This is a genomic window from Chryseomicrobium excrementi (assembly GCF_002798305.1).
Taxonomy (GTDB): domain Bacteria; phylum Bacillota; class Bacilli; order Bacillales_A; family Planococcaceae; genus Chryseomicrobium; species Chryseomicrobium excrementi.
On record NZ_PCGR01000001.1, the window covers coordinates 777,925 to 798,802 of the forward strand.

A 20,878-nucleotide genomic window follows, 5' to 3' on the forward strand; every position below is an offset into this window, starting at 1 on the left:
CCGTCACCTACTTTCGTTACGTCAGAGTTTCGTAAAACTCTTTAAAAATCGTTTCTGTTTCTTCTACAAACCGATTCCCGTAATTGTCATTCCCTTCAATTGAATGAAGCAAAGAATGTAATTCTTCTGTAAAATTCACTAATTCTATTGTTAACTTACCGTCTGTCAAAAAAACCTGTGCGGGTTTCAAAGATATAGAGCTAAGTGCCTTCCAATCTTTATGATCAAAATGTAAATAGGTATAGTGATCCCCTGCTTCTATTAAATATACAAAACTCATTCGATCTGTATCGGTTATCATACGGCCTGAAGCTGTCATAGAAGGTTCTAATCCAGCTGTTGTCACCGTCCATTTAGACTCCTCATGAATAAAAGCTAATACATCTAGTGTTTGCAAAATCAACACCCTTTCTACTGACTATAGGCTTATTTTAGCACACTCTTTGAAACAAGCGGTATAATGGGAATAAGAGGTGATTGAATGGACATTCATACCGAAATTGAATTTAAATCCATGCTTACTAAAGAAGAATACGAGCGTATAGTCGCGACCTTTCCCTTTACCACATACCATCAAAAAAACGAATATTTGGATACGCTAGATAACCAATTTAGTAAACAAAAGAAAGGCTGTCGAATCCGGACAAAAGACGGCACCTTTGAACTGACTATCAAAACTCCACTTACACAAGACGAAACAGAAGAACAAAATTGGAGTTTAACGGAAGAACAGTATCAACAGTTCCAAAAGACCCGTGACTTGTCCTACATAGACTCTCTTTTCTCTCAGCCTTTATTTACGATTGGAACTGTAGAGACGACTCGGAGTGAAACAAGTTACAAGAGCGGGGTCCTCATGGTAGACCATTCAATTTATGAGTATCATGAGGATTATGAAGTAGAATTTGAAGTGACGGATTCGAAGCATGGGAAGGCAGACTTCGAACACTTTTTAAATGAATTTGAGCTACCTTATCGTCCCGCTGAGAAGAAATTGTTACGCATGAAGACATCCGGCAAGGGATAGGAAACAAGTCTCAGTTGTGTCTATCATTTGAGAAAAAACTAGTAGGTTGGTAGAATAGACAGACAGTATTAAAAAAGGAGTTTCAACTATGACGCACAAACCGATACTTCCCTATGACCAAATTGGGGCTGAAAAATTGTCTCAACTTATTGATGTTTTCTATGGATATGTCGGTCAACATCCGTTACTGAAACCCATATTCCCGGACGATTTAACTGAGACCGCCCGCAAACAAAAACAATTTATGACCCAGTATCTTGGCGGACCTGATCTTTATACTGAAGAACATGGACACCCTATGATGCGTATGCGTCATAATCCTTTCCCTATTACTCCAGAACGAGCCGAAGCTTGGCTTGCTTGTATGCACCAAGCTATGGATGATGTGGGCTTAGAGGGTCCGTTTCGTGACCAGTATTATAAACGTCTTGTGTTAACCGCACATCATATGGTCAATACACCAAGCGATAAGGAGGATGTGCTGTGACAAAATCTCAGCCAGATTTCGAGCAAGTGTCTACAAATTGTACGGCACGACCGCTTGAAATTTATGCATTTCTCGATCCTTTGTGCCCGGATTCTTGGCGTTTTCAAATGACATTAAAGCGTCTACAACTTGATTATGGACATTATTTTACTTTACGTGTCATTTTGAGCACAAATGTCTCCCAATTAAACAATGGCTCTGTCAGTCAGTGCTCCGCACCGGTCCAATCTGATCAACCTATTATGGAAATTGAACATCCAGTATTACCAAGCATTGCGGTGAAAGCAGCTGAATTTCAAGGAAAGCGAGTGGCCAATCGCTTCTTATCTAATCTGCAAGAAGCCTATTTCGTCTATCGGCAAAATGTCAATTCCTTAACTACTTTAAAAGGCATCGCTCAAGAGTCAGCAATTGATGTGAAAGAATTTCTTCAAGACATACGGTCAAAGGAATGTGCAAAGTCGTTCCAAAGTGACCTTTCTATCTCTTGTGAGATGGAAATTGATCAGTTCCCTTCTATCGTGTTTTTTAGCGGCAATATCGAAGACGAAGGTATTAAAATCTCCGGCACTTATTCTTATGAAATTTATGAGCATGTTCTATCTGAAATGCTGGGCGAGTCGCTAGAAAAACAAGCACCGCCAGATGTCGAGTACTTATTAGACCATTTTACATCCCTTTCTTCCAAAGAAATTGCGATGTATTACAATATGCATGAGAAACAAGTGGAATATGAGATGAAAAAGAAGTATTTGCAGCGAGAAGTAGACCGTGTGGTCGTTGGTGGTATTACAAAGTGGAAATCATTAAAGTGATTAAAAAAGAAAAAGACCTTGTTCAACCTACCGTTGACAAGGTCTTTTTCACTTACAAAGGGGATGGGAGAAATGTTCACGTTAAACAAAGGGGTGTATGTTTTATGTGAATTATTTCACATCCTTAATTTATCATGGTTGTCTGTACATTTCAATCGATGTGAATCTCTTTTCACAATATCGTCAAAATGAAAACCCTTTCTTTAAGAAAGGGTCTCCTTTTTACTGTTGTGCAAGTAAATTCTCTAATTCGGTTAGCTTTTCTTCAAATACTTGGCAAGCTTCTTCTATTGCTTTTGCACTTGTCATATCGACACCTGCAGCTTTTAAAACTTCAATCGGATAATCAGATGAACCTGCTTTTAAGAAGTTATTGATATACCGATCAACAGCAGGCTGCCCCTCTTCTAAAATCTGTTTGCTGAGTGCTGTTGCTGCACTTAATCCAGTAGCGTACTGGTACACGTAATAGTTGTAGTAGAAGTGTGGAATACGTGCCCATTCAAGGCCGATTTCTTCGTCCACTACCATATCCTCACCAAAATACTTTTTGTTAAGTGCAAAGTACTCTTCTGTTAATTTTTCAGCAGTCAATGGCACGCCTTGTTGATCAAGTTCATGAATCAGATGCTCAAACTCGGCAAACATGGTTTGACGGAAGATTGTTCCTCGGAATCCTTCTAGCCAGTGGTTTAATAGATAAATCTTTTTCTTCGGATCATCGATTGTTTTTAATAAGTAATCGTTTAACAGCGCTTCATTTGTTGTAGATGCTACTTCTGCAACAAAGATGGAGTAATCCCCGTATACAAACGGTTGCGTTGTACGTGAATAGTAACTGTGCATACTATGACCAAATTCATGAGCTAAAGTGAACAAATTATTGACGTTGTTCTGCCAGTTCATCAAAATATATGGGTTTGTTCCATAAGAGCCTGAAGAATAAGCACCTGAACGCTTCCCTTTAGTTTCTTCTACATCCACCCAGCGATCTTCCAAGCCCTTTTTCACTGTGTTCACGTAATCTTCCCCAAGAGGAGCGAAACTGTCTACCATCGTTTGGGCTGCTTCTTCATACCTATATTCCATATCCACTTCTTTTACTAACGGAGCAAACAAGTCATACATATGGAGTTCATCAAGACCCATCACTTGTTTGCGTAGTTTTACATAGCGATGCAATAAATGGACATTGTTGTTGATAGTAGATACTAAATTGTCATAGACTTCTTCAGGAATGTGATTGCTCGCCATGGCGGCAGCACGTGCATTTGGATAGTTACGGATAGCCGCTTGAACATTGTCGCCTTTAACATTTCCAGATAAGATGGCTGCAAATGTGTTTTTGAATTGCCCAAATGTACTATACATCGCTTTAAACGCATCTTCTCGTACACGGCGGTCTTTACTCTCTAAGAAGCGAATATAGCGACCGTGAGTCAGTTGAACTTCTTCCCCATTCTCATCTTTAATTTTTGGGAATTCCAGATCTGCATTATTCAAATTACCAAAAATAGTCGCTGGAGCACTTGATACTTCGGCGAATTTCGAGACAAGCTCTTCTTGCTCTTTAGAAAGGACGTGTGGACGTTGTTTAGCAATTTCATCTAATAATTGACGATACAGTTGTAATTCTTTATTTTCTTGTAAATAGCTCTCTACTTGCTCATCAGATAGCTCGAGTAGCTCTGGAATGAAGTAGGAAGATGCAGTGGAGGCTTTTACATAGAGTGTCTTAATACGACTTTCCATCGCTTGATACGTATTGTTAGCTGTGTCTTCATCGTGACGCATATGTGCATACGTATACAGAATCTGAAGACGTTTAGATAATTCATCACGGAACGAGAGCGCTTCAAACAAGTGATCGGCTCCTTGATTCAACGTACCTTGATAGTCTCCTGCACGCTCAGTTAAAGCAGTTACTTCAGCAAACTCCGCTTCCCATGCATCGTTCGACGCAAAGATGTCTTCTAGTTTCCAAGTCTTTTCTACAGGAACGTCCTGTCGCGTAAAAATTGTAGATTCTGCCATTTCATTTCCTCCTTTGGATACTTGTATATTTTCTCAATGTTTCGAAGGTTTTGCAAGTAACTGAAAGCGATACCATTGTTCCATATAGAGCTTTCTAGAATTCGATTTGTAAAAAGGCTTTTCAGGTAATCTATTTTCTACTAAAAAATTATAGTAGGTAGTGAGGATTTGAACAGATTCCTGATTTTGAATCTTTCTATTAGGTAGACTCAAGTAAAAGTTTTCTATTAACTGCTCTGTGGTTAAAGGTTCGCTTGATTGCGAGCAGGTCACCAAATAGTTGACTAGTTTGAACTGCCATAAAAACTCGCAACCTAAGTTATGGGATCCCACCACTGGAAGTCCAATATAAGGAGGTAATGTTAGCTCGGTCTTCTTCCACTTCTTCACTAAAAAGTGAAATGACCAGTCTTTAGATTGGAAATAAGTAAACAAATTTCTCTTTCTTCTATCGTAATGTTCCTGCATAACTTTAGTAACAGTTTGCGGATTTGGAAGACAAGGAATTGGTTGTTGAAGTATAAAATTACCGGAATCAAGCTTTAGTTCAATTGGCTCTATCACATAATAATCCTGATTGAGATGATGATGAAGAATCATCACTGTCATACTTTTTGTGTCTGGATTTAAAAAGGTGAGGGTCTGTACTAAATTTTTGTGAGTGTAAATACAAGACTGCAGGAACTGGGATAATTTCACTACAGCTACTTCCTGTCTTGTTACCGGTAAGAATTGAGGGTGAAGGAACCAACGAACGTCATAACCAAGCTGTCGGTATCCTCCTGTTCGATTTATCACTTCAGATGCAGAGATCGCTGAACATTGGAATTCGATGACTAAAGAAATCCCACCTTCTATGCACACATCTGCTCGTTGCTTGATGGAACAAAAATAATATTCTAAATGGACTTGTTGAAAATAGTCGGAGAGTAGATCGTAGAAAAGTCGTTTACCAGCCAAGTGATGCTGTGTTTCTTTTGGGGATAATGAAGTTGCAGGACATGAAGAGTGGTGAGCAAAATGGGGAAGCTTGTAATTCCCTCTTTTTAGAATTACAGGTGCCTTACAATCTGGACAGTAGTAATCCATTCGTGGCAATTGCTGAATTTCCTTCCAGTTCAGACCTGGTAAGTAAATAAAATCACCAGATGGCAATTGTGCTGTGAACATAAATCCTCTCCTTTACTTACGAATTGATTCAACTATATCATAAAGAAGATTTGAAATTGAAAAAACCCTCCTACTGGAGGGTTAGAAGTAACGAGTCAACTGTTTAAATACGGCTTTATCCATTACCACAGTGCCATATTCTTCGAGGACATGAATAGTCTTAGAAGATACTGTACCGTATTCTGCAATAATGCTCTCAAGATTGGTCTTGTACTCTTCTACATAGGCATCTTCATCAAAATCTAAAGATAAATAATAGTGATTTCCATAGTGGAATAACTTTGTAGCTATCAGTTCGTCCTGTAATCTTTTTGCAAGTGGAATCAAATGTTCAAAGTCATTAAATTCATACACGACTGTTCGGCTAGAAGCCAGATGTTCCATATCCTCTAGCAACTCATCTTGATCAAACAAGTTTTCGGATTCTCCCATTAATTTAGCTAATGGGGCCGGATAATCTGTTGGCTTTCCATCTTGAGACACTTCAGGTTTTGTGACGACTACTTCGATACCTTTTTCTACGGCATGTACTTGAATCCATAACGGTCCTTCAAAATCGAATGGATTGATTTCTTCAACTTCGTCCATCATTTCCCAGAAAAGCTGTTCACTTTTTTCTCTACTGAACCAAATTTCGTCTGGGTTGAATCCTCGTTCTTCAATGTCGATGTATGAAATGTAAATCTTCAAAGTAGTATCATTTATTCTCTCGTAATTCATTCTACACATCTCCTCTCTGATTCAACCACATGTCCCTTGTGTAATCTCTATTGTATGATGAACAGTCCATAATTGAAAGTGTTCGGACTCATAGGTGCAAAGAAGGAGTTCACCATACGCTGTGCTTCTAGTAATTGGTAAGCACGTACCTTACGAGGAAGGAAGCGACGGATCTCATCTTCGTTATAGCCAACTTGTAAACGTTTTTCATCAATGATAATCGGACGACGTAATAAGCCCGGATGATCTTTGATTAGCTCATACAGCCGTTGAAGTGGCAGACTGTCGAGGTCTACATTTAATTTTTGGAAAATTTTCGAACGAGTTGAGATAATCTCATCGGTACCATCTTCGGTCATTCGAAGAATTTCCTTAATCTCAGCTATAGTTAAAGGTTCGGAGAAAATATTGCGTTCTGTATATGGAATTTCATGTTCCTCCAACCATGCTTTCGCTTTACGGCAAGAAGTACAGCTTGGAGAAGTATAGAGGGTCACCATCATTCGATTACACGCCCTTTCAGAAAATTATAAGTGTGTTTCAATCATTAAATTAGAATAACTCTAAATTACAACTCTATAGCAACAGTATACATCAATTTTCTTTGATTTTAAACCCTAAATTTAAATTAATTTTATGTACTACAGGGGCCTAGCATCGTGTTGAGTTGTATTCTCACTTTACCCTTATGAAAGGATATTTAAACCCGATTCCCTATAGTTTTACTAAAACAAATTCTCATTTAAAAGGGTACTATTGAAAAAAACTGTTCTATATTTAGTAGTACGTATGATTAACACAAAAGGTTGCATAAATCTAAAAAAAAAAGAGAAAGAAAGTTCTTTCTCTTCAATAGTTAGGGCGTATAATCTACATTCTTGGTATATGAATTACCTGCATTCCAAAGCAAATATTCAGTGATTCCTGCTTCATTCAATGCTCGGATTTGATCTTCCACTTCTTGTTTGCCGTACACTTTATAATTACCTGCGCCAAGATAAGAAGCTGTGAAATCTTGAAGCCACGGTCTTGAAGTAGGTGCTTTATCACCTAGTTTTTTAAGTGTTGCATTCTCAACTTTTGCATATTCTTGTACTAAGCGATAAGGTTCCAAATCGGGTTTGGCAATTCCAAAATAGGATGTCCAATGACTTGGATAAATCATGGATGAAATGACATCCACGTTAGATGAAATTTTTGAGAAGTTCTGTCCGATTCCAGGAGCTTCTGGGAGTGTTGCAGAATAACCAAAAATATCGACTGAAACATCTACATCATAAGGTTCTAACTGTTCTCTTGCGTAAGCAACAAAATCGGTCACCGCAGAAACACGTTTTTGGACTCCATCAAGACTAGCATCCGCGTAGTCTCCTTGAGAATACTTTAAAGTTTCTGAGCGGTTCTCAAAGCCTTCGGGGAACCTCACATAATCAAATTGAATTTCTTTGAACCCTAGCTCAGCTGCTTCAATTGCAATCTGAACATTGTATTCCCAAACTTCTTTTACAAATGGATTTACAAATGCTTCTCCTCTTCGATTCTTCCAGACAGTGGAACCATCTTGAAATGACCACTCCGGCTTTCTTTCTGCAAGCTCTGTGTCTTTAAATACGACAACACGTGCTATCGGATAGATCTGTTTTTCTTCCATAGTTTCTAAAACACTGCGCATATCTTTCACAAAAGGTTTTCCAATGTCATATTGGGCGAGATCGCTCTCTTCAGTCGGTATGTAAGTTAAATTTCCAAAATCATCTTTTACATCGATTACCATAGCATTCAAATCTGTAGAATAAACTAACTCCACCAAATTAGAAAAACGGTCTCCACCAGCAGAATGCCCAGTGACGTAAATCCCTCTGACTGCGTCAGGGTATTCAAATGTAAGACCTGACGAGAAACGGAATAGTTTCGAAGCTGTTAACAGCTCTTCATCGATTGTGGAATATGTGAATTCTTTACTGGCAAACGATTGGATCTTCAGTTCTTCAGCAGAGGCCGGTGTCGTTTGCATTGAAAGTACCAAAGCCGTGGCCGTAGCAGCAATTAAAGCGCGTCTTAGTTGCATATGTACATCCCCTTTTCTATGTTAAGTGTACCAATTGTTGCCTGCTGTGAAAAGACTGAAAATATTGCTTGTTTGATTAAAATGAGCTATAATTTTCAAAAGTACATGCCGTGATGAAGAATAGTAACTAGGGATATGAAGTAAAGAGAGACTGTGGTTGGTGTGAACAGTTCTTCTACCTTAGTGAATGGACTTCTGAGCAGATCGTCGAACTTAGTAGATGTATCCGGGTGGCCCCGTTACTGGCTTCAAAGTGGCCGTACTGTAGTACGGTAATTTGGGTGGTACCGCGGATTTAAGCATCATTCGTCCCTTGTTTTAAGGGATAGATGATGCTTTTTTATTTGTATAAAGAGGAGAGAATGAAGATGAAGCGTATTTTTTCAGGAGTACAGCCGACAGGAACGGTAACATTAGGAAATTACATAGGGGCGTTCCGTCAGTTTGTAGAACTACAAAACACTTATGACTGTATTTTTTGTGTAGTCGATCAACATGCCATTACGGTACAACAAGATCCGAAAGAGCTGAGAGACAATATCCGTTCGCTTGCTGCACTCTATTTGGCGGTAGGTTTGGATCCAGACAAAGTGACATTGTTCATTCAATCGGAAGTTCCTGCACACGCCCAAGCAGGATGGATCATGCAGTGCATTTCTAGTATCGGAGAGCTCGAGCGCATGACCCAATTTAAAGATAAGTCTTCTGGGAAAGAAGCGGTTTCAGCTTCTTTACTGACTTACCCACCTCTTATGGCAGCGGATATCCTGTTGTATCAAACGGATATTGTGCCAGTAGGTGATGATCAGAAGCAACACATCGAACTTACTAGGGATCTCGCTGAACGGTTTAACAAGCGATATAAAAATGTGCTTAAAATTCCGGAGATTCAACTTCCAAAACACGGAGCTCGTATTAAATCTCTACAAGAGCCGACCAAAAAAATGAGCAAATCTGATGAAAATCAGAAAGCAACGATTCGTTTGCTCGATACACCGAAGCAGATTGAGAAAAAAATTAAGAGTGCGGTGACGGACTCTGAGGGCAAAGTTTATTTTGATCCGGAAAACAAACCAGGTGTGTCTAACCTTTTAGTTATAGAAGCATCCATTCGCGGTGTCTCAGTTGATGAAGTTGTCGAAAAGTATAAAGATAGCCAGTACGGTGCCTTTAAAGCCGGAGTAGCAGAAGTGGTGATTGACCATCTTCTCCCTATCCAACAACGTTATCAGGAGTTGATCAACTCGGAAGAACTAGATGCGATTTTAGATTTAGGAGCTAAAAAAGCCAACACCATAGCCAAAGTTACTCTGACGAAGATGGAGAGTGCGATGGGTTTAGGCAGAAAGAGATAAGAATCATTATAAGGATACAAAAACAAAGCAGCTTGAACTCGGTGGATGCCAAAATCATCGAGAAGACAAGCTGCTTTTCCCATCCAATGGTTACATAATTCGTAGCTTGTAACAGCTCAGTTATTAGAAAAATTGCTAAAAAACAGCTTCCTACAAATAATACAAACAAGATAGAGGTCCCTCCCCTACCTTCAGTTTATGAACAAAAAAACTCCTACAGACGAATCTGTAGGAGTTTTCACTGCATTATTTTACTGGAGCGTCAGCAGTTAATTCAACATCGATATAATCGAATTCTGTATCATAACCGTAATCCCAGTTCTTAACGCGATCGTTTACTGGCATTAACTCATAACGGAACTGCATTGGGATAACTGCAGATACTTCCGCCATGTATTCTTGCCACTCACGGAACTTCTTAGCGCGGAACTCAGCATCAAGTGCCTCTTCAGAGTCAATAGCTTGTAGTAAGCCTTCTAGCTCATCAGAAGAGTAACGGCTGAAGTTGTAAACAGCTGTTTTAGAGTATAGACCTGATGGAGATGGGTTTGTACCTGTACCCCATGCACCCATGAAGATGTCGATTTCTGGATCGTCAGCTTGTACTTTGTCGTAGAATGTGTTGAACTCGATTAAACGACCAGTTGCAAGTTGAACATCAAGACCAACTTCTTTCCAGTTTTGTAGGTAGTAGTTGATTACTTGTTCTTGAGTTTCGTCACCAGCCATAGCTGCTAACATGATTTGAAGCTTTTCACCATTTGGATCTTCACGTAGGCCGTCGCCATCTGTATCTTCGTATCCAGCGTCATCTAAGATTTGGTTAGCCATATCTGGATCATAGCTATATCCTTCTAGTGATGGATCGTGGAATGAAGCAAATACTGGTGGAATTAGAGAATTCGCACGCTCACGTAGACCGAAGTAGAATACTTCAGAAACTTGCTCGATATCTAATGCGTAACCCATAGCTTTACGAAGCTCAGCGTCACCCATTTTTGAACCTTCAACATCTGTTTCAACTAAGCTTGTGTCATAGTTGTATTTACCAAGTTTGAAGCCAAGGTAAGAGTAGTACAATTCTTGACGACCAAGAAGAGTAACGTTTTCTAGGTCTTTAACGTTTTCATAAGCACTTGTTGGGAATGATAAAGCGATATCGTATTCACCAGTTTCCATTGCTTTCGCAGCAGATGCTGATGGTACAGTCTCGATGACAACGCCATCTAGTTTCGCTTGACCTTTCCAGTAGTTTTCGTTGCGTACTAGTGATACAGACTCACCAGGTACGATTTTGTCGAATTTGAATGCACCAAGTGTAACTGGGTTCACACGAACTGCATCAGACTCTAAAAGCTCAGCAACTGGAATGTCTTTTAAGATGTGGCTTGGCTCAGCAGAAGTCCATAGACCGTCTCCACCTGAGTAGATTGCTGGTGATACTTTGTTGAATGTAATTTTAACTGTTTTGTCGTCTACTTTTTCGATACCAGAGATTGTATCAGCTTTTCCATCGTGGTACTCAACAGCACCTACGATGTTTTGGAAATCAGCATCGTAACGTACACCAGAGTAATCTGGGTGACCGATGATTAGGTATGGCTGGATGATGTCTTCAGCTTTTAAAGGCTCGCCATCAGACCACTTGTAATCGCCATTGATTGTGATTGTAGCAGTTTTAGCTTCGCCATCAACTTCTAGAGAAGCGATACCGTCGTTTGTTAATAGGAAGTCACCATCTGTATCGAAGATGATGTTGCTTGCAAATGCCATGATTTCTGCATCATAAGCATCTTCATAAAGAACGTAAGAGAAGATCCCTTGGAATGGAGAATCATTTACTAGTGCAGCTTGAAGAGTTCCGCCTTCGATAGCGTCACCTTCGTTTTCAAGTACTGTTGGGAAAAGTTCTTCCGAAGCAGGTTCTTCACCTTCTTCGCCTTCTTCTCCGCCTGTACCTGGTTCAGTTTCAGAACCGTTTTCGCCGTCATCTGGCGTAGCTGATTCTTCGTTGTTACATGCTGCTAAGAACAACATGAATGCCATCAGCAAAGCCAATAAAGCTAAAAGCTTCTTGTTCATTCGTTTTCCTCCTTTTTATACTCTCTTTTTATATCAAACGGTATCCGTTTAATATCACCCTAAGCGCTGACGCGCATCTGCCGAACGGCGAATTGCCTGTCCAACATAGTTGATTGCTAGCATCAATAACAAAATTAGTAGAGAAGCTGGCAACCAGTTCCACCATGCATTTTCAAGAATAAATGGATCATTTGCGTAAGCAACAAGCGTTCCAAGAGAAGGAGTTGATGGTGGCAACCCAAATCCGAGATACGACAATCCTGTTTCTAATCCAACGTTTCCAGCAAAGTTTAGCGTCATTTCTACAATTAGAATGGACGAGAGGTTTGGCATCATTTCTTTAAAGATGATGACTCCATCGCTTGTTCCCATTGTTTTAGAGGCGTTGATGTAATCGCGGCGACTCTCAGAAAGAGCTTTACTTCGTACTAGACGCGCTGTTCCCACCCATAAGAAGACACTCATGATGAGAACAAAAGTGACTACTGTATATTTTGGTACGATAGAGATAAATACGATGATGATCATCAAAGAAGGAATCGTGATAAAGAAATCAATGATTCGCATGAAGATGTTATCGATCCATCCACCGAAATACCCTGTAATTAATCCAATTGCGATACCGATAATCCCAGTAATTAAAGTTACAGAGATTGCAATTGTAATCGAGTTACGTGCTCCAATGATCAGCTGCCCGAGAATATCTCGGCCACCTTTATCTGCTCCTAACCAGTATTTTTCCCCTGGTGCAGCCATTTGGTCTCTTAAGCTAATTCGCATCAATTGTTCTTGGTCGATTAAGAACGACCAAACATAAATCACAGTAATTAAAACAATTAAGAATAGTAGTGAAGTCATTGCAAGTTTATCTTTCGCAAACTCACGCGCGATAACCTGAATCCCGGTTGGCGGCGAGGCTGCTGGAGTCTTTTTCTCTACATCAACAGTTTGCTTCTCAGCCATTTTCGAATCCTCCTTTTCCATTAAGTTTGTCAGTCAATCCGGATACGTGGGTCAACAATACTCATGATGATATCGGATAATAGACTTCCCAGTAATGTTAAGAATCCGAAAAGCATTACTAACGTTGTGATTACACTATAATCACGACCGTTGATTGCCTGAACAAACAATTGCCCCATACCTTGATAACCGAAAATCGTTTCGATAAAGATCGACCCACCAAGTAAGTTGGTGATAGTAAATCCAAGGAAAGCTGCAATTGGTAATAAAGAGTTACGGAAAATGTGTCTAGAATATACTTTGTTATTTGGAATCCCTTTGGCACGCGCCGTACGCACATAATCCATTGTTTTAGAGTCAATGATCTCTGTACGCAGGTATTGAATAACGCCTGTAGTACCTAGAACTGCAAATACCATTGCCGGCAATAACAGGTGATAGAACTTACTCCACACATAGCCAAATGTCCCGGCCTCTGCATTAATATCGACTGTTCCACTCGTTGGGAACCATCCTAATTCGTAACCGAAGAAGAATAAAGAAATCAAACCAAGTACAAATGTAGGAATCGCATATACGATAAAGCTGTAGAAGACGATTGATTTATCAAGAAGTGTATCTTGATAACGACCTGCAAGTACTCCTAGTGGAATTGCCAGTAAGTAAAGTAACACAACGCTCAGTAAGGATAACCAGAACGTATTCAATGCTCGTGTTCCAATCAAGTTAGCAACTGGTTGGTTAAATGTATAAGAACGACCGAAGTCTCCTTGGAACGCATTTCCCATCCAGTTAATGTACTGAATGTACCACGGATCATAAAAGCCAGCTTTTTGACGTAGTTCTTCGATACGAGCTGGATCTGTCTCAGGTGTAATCAAACCAGTGAACGGGTCACCTGGCATGAATTTTGCCATAATGAAAATCAATAAACTTAAAACAAACAACTGAGGAATCATGACGAGGAATCGTCTAACTACCGTTTTCCACATGATTAGTTGCCCCCCTGTTCTGATGCAGTCATTGCTACTTGATGTGTGTCAGAGATTGGGCGTAGATCAAATACTCGACCGTTTTCATCAAAGTATTTTTTATTTTCCACTTGGTAGTTCGCTTCAACACGTTGACGCTCGATTTTTCGTTCGTCACGTGTAGCTGGTTCAATATTTGGAATTGCAGACAACAATCGCTTTGTGTAGATATGCTCTGGGTTGCTGTAGATATCCTGCTTCGTTCCAGTTTCTACAAAACGACCTTTATACATAATATTGATTTCATCACACATGTGTTTTACAACTCCAAGGTCGTGAGAAATGAATAAGTATGTAAGACCTAATTCTTTCTGAATATCTTTCATGAAGTTCAGTACTTGTGCCTGTACAGACAAGTCAAGTGCTGATACTGGCTCATCGGCAATGATCAGTTTAGGATTTGTTGCAATCGCACGAGCGATCCCGATACGTTGCTTTTGTCCACCTGAGAATTCATGAGGGTATTTCAGTTTCACATCTTCTGGCATTCCTACAATAGCAAGAAGCTCGTTGATGCGACGACGCTCTTCATCTGGTGTTAACTTCATAAAGTTGCGTAATGGCTCAGCTAAAATCTCTGAAACTCGTTTACGAGGATTTAAACTAGAGTGAGCATCTTGGAAGATCATTTGAATGTCACGGTTGTAAGCTGAATTTCGTTGTCTGCGTGCATTCGTTACGTCTTTTCCTTCGTAGATGATTTTTCCTGAAGTGATTTTCTCTAGACCGATAATGGATTTACCAGTTGTCGATTTTCCACATCCAGACTCCCCAACTAAGCCGTAAGTTTTTCCTTCTTCAAACTCCATTGAAATCCCATCAACTGCTAGGACGTGATCTTGAATTGTATTAAAGAATCCTCCGCGAATCGGGTAGTGTACGCGAAGATCTTGGATTTGCATGAAACTCATTCGACAATACCTCCCATTTCATCTTCACTTTGGAAGTAAAAATGTTTCCAGCAGGTACATCGCACTAAATGACCTGGCGCCACTTCATGAAGTGCTGGTTGCGCTTCATGTGCTTCTGCAGGGATCCACGGAATACGCGGTGCAAAGCGGCAGCCCTCACGTGGAAGGTTGATTAGCGATGGCACGAGGCCTTGAATTACTTGTAGGCGTTCTGCATTGCTATTTGCTTGTGGAATAGAATTTAACAATGATCGTGTATATGGGTGCTTCGGATTGTTAAATAATTCATTCACAGGTGCCTCTTCGATTACTTGACCTGCATACATAACTGCAACACGATGTGCTACTTCAGCTACTACGCCTAAGTCATGGGTAATCAAGATAATCCCTGCACCTGTCTCTTTTTGTAACTCAATTAACAAATCTAGGATTTGTGCTTGAATCGTTACATCAAGTGCTGTAGTTGGCTCATCCGCAATGATAATTGCTGGTTTACACGCAATCGCAATAGCGATAATTACACGTTGACGCATTCCGCCTGAAAGTTGGTGCGGGAACTGACGAGCAGTACGAGTAGGATTTGGAATTCCTACTTGAGCTAGAAGTTCAAGAACACGTGCTTTACGTTGTTCTTGATTCAAATCCGTATGGTAGACCAGAGACTCTTCGATTTGATCCCCAATTCGCATTAATGGGTTTAACGCTGAAAGTGGATCTTGGAAGATCATGCCGATATCATTCCCTCGGACTTTGTTCATCTTATCTTCTGATAAGTTTGCAAGATTTAAATCTTTAAATTTAATTTCACCGATCACACGGGTTTTATTTGAGTTGTGTAGGCCAATGATTGAAGTAGCAAGTGTACTTTTCCCACATCCTGACTCTCCTACAATTGCAAGGATTTCATTTTTACGAAGTGTTAGAGACACTCCATCCACTGCGTTGTAGTATGTATCCTTGATACTGAAGCCCGTATGTAAATCTGAGATGGTTAATAATTCTGATGCGTTATTCAACCTACTGCTCCTCTCAAGTTTCACTAAGATGTTGTAACTAAGTTGATGTTTCAAAGTTTCTATTTTTCAGTTAATTGTTCACCTAGATGTAAATTCTATTACAGAATTATTACAGTGACAATAAGTTTTTTGGCTCATTTCATAATTTTAACCATTCTCTTAATTCCGAAAACTTCGTAACCCTTAGAGTCTCTAAGGTTCGGCTAAAAAACAATATTGGGAAAATTTTTTTAAGAAATGAAGAATGATTCAGTCGATATGTGTCAATAGACTCACAATAGCGATTTAGCGATACAACGCGCTAAAGTATTAATTCTAAAAAAAACTGCCGATAAAATTATCAGCAGTTTTTATTATTTCGCAATATGATTAATATTTTTTCAATACGAGACTTGCATTATGCCCACCAAATCCAAGTGAATTTGAGATAGCTGCGTGAAGCTCTTTCTGTCTCGATTGATTCGGTACATAGTCTAAATCACATTGTGGATCTGGAGTTTCATAATTGATAGTAGGAGGTAAAACAGATTCCTTGAGTGCTAGAGCCGTGAAGATTGCCTCCACTCCTCCTGCTGCTCCTAACAAGTGACCTGTCATAGACTTTGTAGAGCTGATAGCTAGTTCAGTTGCATGCTCCCCAAATACCGTTTTGATGGCTTGTGTCTCAAACAAGTCATTATAGGGTGTACTTGTTCCGTGAGCATTGATATATCCTACGTCTTCTTTGGCGATTCCTGCATCATCAATCGCTTGTTGCATGGCTCTTGCTGCACCTTCCCCTTCAGGAGCTGGAGCCGTAATGTGGTGCGCATCTCCTGTTGAACCGTACCCTGCAACTTCCGCATAAATTTTTGCGCCGCGAGCAAGTGCATGCTCTAGTTCTTCAAGTATGACGATGCCTGCTCCTTCTCCGATAACAAAGCCGTCTCTGTTTGCATCGAAAGGACGTGAAGCTGTTGCCGGATCAGGATTTGTTGTTAGCGCCGTATTCGCACAGAAACCTGCCACTGCCATGTTTGTAATTGGTGCTTCTGCTCCACCACTAATCATGATGTCGGCGTCACCACGCTGGATGACTTTAAATGCGTCTCCAATTGAATTGGTTCCTGAGGCACAAGCTGTAACGGAACATGAGTTGATGCCTTTTGCTCCGAAATAGATAGAAACTTGTCCAGAGGCCATATCTGGAATCATCATAGGAACGAAAAACGGACTTACTCGGCGTACTCCTTTATCTAAGAAGGTACGGAATTGAGCTTCATAGGTTTCCATTCCCCCAATCCCTGAACCAATCCAGACACCCGTGCGTGGTCCTGTCTGCTCATCAAGTTCAAGATTTGCATCCTTCATTGCTTCAATAGATGCCGCCAGTGCGTAATGAGTGAAGCGGTCCATTTTTCGAGCTTCTTTCTTTTCGATAAATGCTTCAATAGAAAAATCTTTGACTTCTGCTGCCACTTTTGCTGGAAACTGATCGGCATCTAATCGTGTTAGAGGTCCTACTCCCGATTTCCCTTCTTTAATACCTTGCCATGTCTCTGTTGCTGTGTTTCCCAACGGTGTCACTGCACCAATTCCTGTAATAACGACTCTTCTTGTCACGAGTTCTCCCTCATTTCTATTAAATTCCCCAACGCAGCGCAATTGCGCCCCATGTAAGTCCGCCACCAAATCCTACGAGTACCAGTACATCTCCATCTTTAATTTTCCCTTGTTTCAGTTCATAGTCAAGTGATAATGGAATAGATGCAGCAGAGGTATTTCCATAAAGATGAATCGTCTTAGACATCTTCTCTTCTGGTAGCTGCAATCGCTCTCGAGCCGCCTCCATAATCCGTATATTGGCTTGGTGTGGGATTAAGAAATCTACATCCTCTTTAGTTAGACCTGCTTTCTCTAACACATGCACGGCAGATTCACCCATTTGTCTCACTGCAAACTTGAATACTTCTCTTCCGTTCATCTGGATGTAATCACCTTGTTGAGACAAATGCTTTCCACCGCTCCCGTCTGAACCTAGTTCAAATGACAAGATCCCTTTGCCTCCAGACACAGGTCCAAGTACAGCCGCTCCTGCTCCATCACCAAACAACACGGCTGTTGAACGGTCTTCCCAATCGATAATTTTTGAAAGTTTTTCTACACCTACAATCAATACATGCTTATACGTATTTGTTTGAATAAACTGCGCTCCTGTAATCATCGCGTACATAAATCCAGAACATGCAGCTGACACATCCATTGAAGCAGCTTTATTTGCCCCTAGACGATACTGTAGTGCATTTGCAACCGTGGGGAATGGTTGATCTGGTGTGACAGTCGCCACTAAAATCAAGTCAATATCTTCCGCACTTACATTTGCTTCTTCTAATGCTCGTTTAGCCGCTTCATAAGCTAAATCAGATGTATTTTGAGTGTCATCAGCTAGATGACGTGCTTCAATCCCTGTGCGTGATTTAATCCATTCATCTGAAGTGTCCATGCGTTCAGCCAGATCATCATTTGTGACACGATTATCTGGAACGTAAGAGCCTAAGCCCCAAATCCCTACTCCCATAGTTCATCCTCATTTCTTTATAGCTATTATTAGCACCTGGTCATAATGATAGCGAAATCGTGAACATTTATCAACACTCTTCAATTTTGAAAGCGATTTTTTTCGTTTCCGGTACCTTATATAAACTTTATATGATATGATGCAGAGAGAATATTGACTGAGGTGACGATCATGCGTTATGTAATGACTCTAATTTGGTCACTAGTACTAGTGACAATGTTAAATTATGTAGTAAGTGCCGTAATCAATGTAGAATTCGTTCTAATGAACGGAATCATCATGGCTGTTGTAATGGCTGTTGCGATTGTAGTAATTGACGCACTTTTACCAAAAATGCCAAAAAACGCGCATCATTAAGAAAAACCGGTTTCTCCTATGAGAAACCGGCTTTTTTTATTCAACTACCACTTTTCCATCTTCTATTGTTAAATGCAATGTCTGTCCTGGCAAGACATCTCCTTTGATCAACTGTTTAGCTACTTGCGTCTCAATATGCCGCTGGATGTAGCGCTTCAAAGGACGCGCACCGAAAGCGGCATCTACTCCCTGATCCACAATCCATGTATAGACTTCCTCTTCAACAGCAAGTGAAATTTCTTGTGCGGCTAATTTTAGTTGAAGTTCCTTCATATATTTCATTGCAATTTGGATGAAGTGTTCGTCACCAAGTGCATGGAACATGACAATGTCATCCATACGGTTCAGAAGCTCCGGTTTAAAGTGCGCACGCAAAGCCCTCATCACTAAGTCTTCCGTCGTTTCAGTGATCACTCCATGGTTTTCTAGTAAATAGGATGATCCGATGTTAGAAGTCAAGATGACGATTGTATTGGCAAAGTTCACTACACGACCCTGACTATCCGTAATACGCCCGTCATCTAATATTTGCAATAAAATATTTGCAACATCTGGATGTGCTTTTTCAATCTCATCTAACAGCACTACTGAATACGGGTTCCGTCTTACTGCCTCTGTGAGCTGCCCGCCCTCTTCATATCCGATATATCCTGGAGGTGCTCCAACAAGTCGCGATACGCTATGCTTTTCCATATACTCGGACATATCGATTCGGATGAAGTGCTGCTCGGAGTCAAACAGTTGTGCAGCGAGCGTCTTCGCAAGCTCGGTTTTACCGACTCCAGTCGGCCCTAAAAATAAGAAAGAGCCTATTGGTTTGTGGGCATCCTTTATTCCTGCTCGTGCACGAATCACCGCTTCTGAGACTAATTGAATTGCTTGATCTTGGCCAACCACCCGTTCTGACAAAATGGACTCCAAGTTGAGGAGCTTTTCTCGCTCTCCTTCGACTAGCTTGGTGACCGGTATCCCTGTCCATCGAGCTACAATAGCAGCAATTTCTTCGTCAGTTACTTCTTCTCTTAAAATACGGTCTTCTGACTGTTCTACAAGTTCAATAGAAGCAAGTTCTTTTTCCGCTTGCGGAATCTTACCATGACGGAGTTCTGCAGCTTTTGTCAAATCGTAGTCTGCTTCTGCCTCTTCAAGTTCTCTGCGTAGTTTATCGAGTGCTTCACGCTTTCCTTGAACACTTTGAAGAGCTTGTTTCTCTGCTTCCCATTGTGTTCTCATAGCAGTGGACGAGCTCTCTAAAGACTCAAGTTCTTCACGCAATTGCTCCAATCGTTTTTGACTAGCAGCATCTTTTTCTTTCATTAAAGCCTGTTCTTCGATTTGGAGCTGCATGATCTTCCGTGTGACTTCATCTAGCTCTTGTGGCATCGAGTCGATCTCTGTACGAATCATAGCGCACGCTTCATCTACTAAATCGATTGCTTTGTCAGGCATAAAACGATCTGTAATGTAGCGGTTCGATAATTCTGCAGCAGCTACAATCGCACGGTCATGAATCCGAACACCGTGGTGCAGTTCAAAGCGCTCTTTCAATCCTCGTAAGATGGAGATGGCATCTTCAACAGAAGGCTCTTTGACGAGCACTTGCTGAAAGCGTCTCTCAAGAGCGGGATCTTTTTCAATATACATTCGGTATTCATCTAGTGTAGTAGCACCTATACAATGAAGCTCACCTCGAGCCAGCATCGGTTTCAACATGTTCCCTGCGTCCATAGCACCATCTGCTTTTCCAGCGCCGACAATTGTGTGCAGTTCGTCAATGAATAAGATAATGGACCCTTCACTGTCTTTCACTTGTTTTAAGACAGCCTTCAGTCTTTCTTCAAATTCCCCTCGGTACTTTGCACCGGCAATTAGAGCAGACATATCGAGTTCATAAATTTCTTTGTCTTTTAATCCTTCTGGAACATCTTTTTTGACAATACGCTGAGCAAGTCCTTCTACAATCGCTGTTTTACCGACCCCGGGCTCTCCGATTAATACGGGATTGTTCTTAGTCTTTCTAGATAAAATTCGAATGACATTTCGAATCTCTTGGTCGCGTCCAATCACAGGATCCATTTTTCCTTCTTTTGCGTAGGTGACAAGATTTCTTCCGAACTGTTCAAGAGGCGGTCGTGTATCTTCATTTGGCATTTGGTTCATCTGCATTTTGTGTTCCCCCCTGCATAGTTTGACCTTCTTTGACTAATTTGATTATACGAAGACCCTATACATTATGTAAAGTAAAGTGCATGAAAAAAACCCGACAAATGTCGGGTTTTGAAGTC

Annotated in this window: 19 protein-coding genes and 1 other annotated feature; of the genes, 5 read left to right on the forward strand and 14 right to left on the reverse strand. The window is 40.6% G+C overall.

The annotated features are described in order from the left end of the window. Window positions 1-16 precede the first annotated feature (16 nt). On the reverse strand, window positions 17-397 hold the full coding sequence (locus CQS04_RS03935; protein ID WP_100352869.1) for a UPF0738 family protein: 381 nt from the start codon (window positions 395-397) through the stop codon (window positions 17-19). Between the two features lie 84 nt (window positions 398-481). Here CQS04_RS03935 and CQS04_RS03940 point away from each other — a divergent pair, with 84 nt between their 5' ends. The 3 genes from CQS04_RS03940 (at window position 482) to CQS04_RS03950 (ending at window position 2,329) form a co-directional block, all read left to right on the forward strand. After that, window positions 482-1,027, forward strand: coding sequence for a CYTH domain-containing protein (locus CQS04_RS03940; protein ID WP_100352870.1), 546 nt, complete (start codon window positions 482-484; stop codon window positions 1,025-1,027). A gap of 88 nt (window positions 1,028-1,115) precedes the next feature. Further along, window positions 1,116-1,514, forward strand: coding sequence for a globin domain-containing protein (locus CQS04_RS03945; protein ID WP_094941495.1), 399 nt, complete (start codon window positions 1,116-1,118; stop codon window positions 1,512-1,514). Continuing rightward, window positions 1,511-2,329, forward strand: coding sequence for a DsbA family protein (locus CQS04_RS03950; protein WP_245858743.1), 819 nt, complete (start codon window positions 1,511-1,513; stop codon window positions 2,327-2,329). The genes CQS04_RS03945 and CQS04_RS03950 overlap by 4 nt, the downstream gene beginning before the upstream one ends. A 222-nt stretch (window positions 2,330-2,551) precedes the next feature. Here CQS04_RS03950 and pepF read toward each other — a convergent pair whose 3' ends face one another. From pepF to CQS04_RS03975, 5 genes are all read right to left on the reverse strand, one after another. Beyond that, window positions 2,552-4,363, reverse strand: a complete 1,812-nt coding sequence (pepF, locus tag CQS04_RS03955) for an oligoendopeptidase F (protein ID WP_100352871.1) — start codon at window positions 4,361-4,363, stop codon at window positions 2,552-2,554. A 33-nt stretch (window positions 4,364-4,396) separates the two neighbouring features. Then, on the reverse strand, window positions 4,397-5,533 hold the full coding sequence (locus tag CQS04_RS03960) for a competence protein CoiA (protein ID WP_100352872.1): 1,137 nt from the start codon (window positions 5,531-5,533) through the stop codon (window positions 4,397-4,399). An 81-nt stretch (window positions 5,534-5,614) separates the two neighbouring features. Next, window positions 5,615-6,253, reverse strand: a complete 639-nt coding sequence (gene mecA, locus CQS04_RS03965) for an adaptor protein MecA (protein ID WP_100352873.1) — start codon at window positions 6,251-6,253, stop codon at window positions 5,615-5,617. Window positions 6,254-6,300: 47 nt separating this feature from the next. Continuing rightward, complete coding sequence (spxA, locus tag CQS04_RS03970; protein WP_133118806.1) at window positions 6,301-6,753, reverse strand: transcriptional regulator SpxA; 453 nt, start codon at window positions 6,751-6,753, stop codon at window positions 6,301-6,303. Window positions 6,754-7,109: 356 nt separating this feature from the next. Then, window positions 7,110-8,321, reverse strand: coding sequence for a putative glycoside hydrolase (locus CQS04_RS03975; protein WP_100352875.1), 1,212 nt, complete (start codon window positions 8,319-8,321; stop codon window positions 7,110-7,112). Window positions 8,322-8,422: 101 nt separating this feature from the next. Next, window positions 8,423-8,638 (forward strand) — a binding site (T-box leader). A gap of 51 nt (window positions 8,639-8,689) precedes the next feature. Here CQS04_RS03975 and trpS point away from each other — a divergent pair. After that, window positions 8,690-9,676: a tryptophan--tRNA ligase gene (gene trpS, locus CQS04_RS03980; protein WP_100352876.1), complete on the forward strand. Its 987-nt coding sequence runs from the start codon at window positions 8,690-8,692 to the stop codon at window positions 9,674-9,676. Between the two features lie 246 nt (window positions 9,677-9,922). Here trpS and CQS04_RS03985 read toward each other — a convergent pair whose 3' ends face one another. From CQS04_RS03985 to CQS04_RS04015, 7 genes are all read right to left on the reverse strand, one after another. After that, window positions 9,923-11,758: an oligopeptide ABC transporter substrate-binding protein gene (locus CQS04_RS03985; protein WP_100352877.1), complete on the reverse strand. Its 1,836-nt coding sequence runs from the start codon at window positions 11,756-11,758 to the stop codon at window positions 9,923-9,925. Window positions 11,759-11,812: 54 nt separating this feature from the next. Next, window positions 11,813-12,721: an ABC transporter permease gene (locus tag CQS04_RS03990; protein WP_100352878.1), complete on the reverse strand. Its 909-nt coding sequence runs from the start codon at window positions 12,719-12,721 to the stop codon at window positions 11,813-11,815. Between the two features lie 29 nt (window positions 12,722-12,750). Next, complete coding sequence (gene opp4B / locus CQS04_RS03995; protein ID WP_100352879.1) at window positions 12,751-13,713, reverse strand: oligopeptide ABC transporter permease; 963 nt, start codon at window positions 13,711-13,713, stop codon at window positions 12,751-12,753. Window positions 13,714-13,715: 2 nt separating this feature from the next. Further along, a complete protein-coding gene (locus CQS04_RS04000) occupies window positions 13,716-14,663 on the reverse strand; it encodes an ABC transporter ATP-binding protein (RefSeq protein WP_100352880.1) in 948 nt (315 codons plus the stop codon). After that, window positions 14,660-15,679, reverse strand: a complete 1,020-nt coding sequence (locus CQS04_RS04005) for an ABC transporter ATP-binding protein (protein WP_100352881.1) — start codon at window positions 15,677-15,679, stop codon at window positions 14,660-14,662. The genes CQS04_RS04000 and CQS04_RS04005 overlap by 4 nt, the downstream gene beginning before the upstream one ends. 369 nt (window positions 15,680-16,048) lie before the next feature. Next, window positions 16,049-17,281 carry a beta-ketoacyl-ACP synthase II gene (fabF, locus tag CQS04_RS04010; protein WP_174688381.1) on the reverse strand — a complete coding sequence of 411 codons (1,233 nt, stop codon included), beginning with the start codon at window positions 17,279-17,281 and terminating at the stop codon, window positions 16,049-16,051. Window positions 17,282-17,300: 19 nt separating this feature from the next. Beyond that, complete coding sequence (locus tag CQS04_RS04015) at window positions 17,301-18,236, reverse strand: beta-ketoacyl-ACP synthase III (protein WP_100352883.1); 936 nt, start codon at window positions 18,234-18,236, stop codon at window positions 17,301-17,303. A gap of 171 nt (window positions 18,237-18,407) precedes the next feature. Between CQS04_RS04015 and CQS04_RS04020 the strand changes: the two genes are divergently transcribed. Beyond that, window positions 18,408-18,593 (forward strand): DUF2929 family protein, encoded by a 186-nt coding sequence (locus tag CQS04_RS04020; RefSeq protein WP_094941481.1) that lies wholly within the window; start codon window positions 18,408-18,410, stop codon window positions 18,591-18,593. Window positions 18,594-18,629: 36 nt separating this feature from the next. On the opposite strand, the gene CQS04_RS04025 is transcribed toward CQS04_RS04020, so the two are convergent. Then, complete coding sequence (locus CQS04_RS04025; RefSeq protein ID WP_100352884.1) at window positions 18,630-20,759, reverse strand: ATP-dependent Clp protease ATP-binding subunit; 2,130 nt, start codon at window positions 20,757-20,759, stop codon at window positions 18,630-18,632. Window positions 20,760-20,878: the final 119 nt, after the last annotated feature.

Coding starts and splice junctions, on each gene's coding strand:
- trpS (WP_100352876.1), top strand. CDS start 8,690: ATGAAGCGTATTTTTTCAGGAGTACAGCCGACAGGAACGGTAACATTA.
- CQS04_RS03975 (WP_100352875.1), bottom strand. CDS start 8,321: ATGCAACTAAGACGCGCTTTAATTGCTGCTACGGCCACGGCTTTGGTA.
- CQS04_RS04000 (WP_100352880.1), bottom strand. CDS start 14,663: ATGAGTTTCATGCAAATCCAAGATCTTCGCGTACACTACCCGATTCGC.
- pepF (WP_100352871.1), bottom strand. CDS start 4,363: ATGGCAGAATCTACAATTTTTACGCGACAGGACGTTCCTGTAGAAAAG.
- spxA (WP_133118806.1), bottom strand. CDS start 6,753: ATGGTGACCCTCTATACTTCTCCAAGCTGTACTTCTTGCCGTAAAGCG.
- CQS04_RS03985 (WP_100352877.1), bottom strand. CDS start 11,758: ATGAACAAGAAGCTTTTAGCTTTATTGGCTTTGCTGATGGCATTCATG.
- CQS04_RS03940 (WP_100352870.1), top strand. CDS start 482: ATGGACATTCATACCGAAATTGAATTTAAATCCATGCTTACTAAAGAA.
- CQS04_RS03945 (WP_094941495.1), top strand. CDS start 1,116: ATGACGCACAAACCGATACTTCCCTATGACCAAATTGGGGCTGAAAAA.
- opp4B (WP_100352879.1), bottom strand. CDS start 13,713: ATGTGGAAAACGGTAGTTAGACGATTCCTCGTCATGATTCCTCAGTTG.
- mecA (WP_100352873.1), bottom strand. CDS start 6,253: ATGAATTACGAGAGAATAAATGATACTACTTTGAAGATTTACATTTCA.
- CQS04_RS03960 (WP_100352872.1), bottom strand. CDS start 5,533: ATGTTCACAGCACAATTGCCATCTGGTGATTTTATTTACTTACCAGGT.
- CQS04_RS04020 (WP_094941481.1), top strand. CDS start 18,408: ATGCGTTATGTAATGACTCTAATTTGGTCACTAGTACTAGTGACAATG.
- CQS04_RS03990 (WP_100352878.1), bottom strand. CDS start 12,721: ATGGCTGAGAAGCAAACTGTTGATGTAGAGAAAAAGACTCCAGCAGCC.
- CQS04_RS04015 (WP_100352883.1), bottom strand. CDS start 18,236: ATGGGAGTAGGGATTTGGGGCTTAGGCTCTTACGTTCCAGATAATCGT.
- CQS04_RS04025 (WP_100352884.1), bottom strand. CDS start 20,759: ATGCAGATGAACCAAATGCCAAATGAAGATACACGACCGCCTCTTGAA.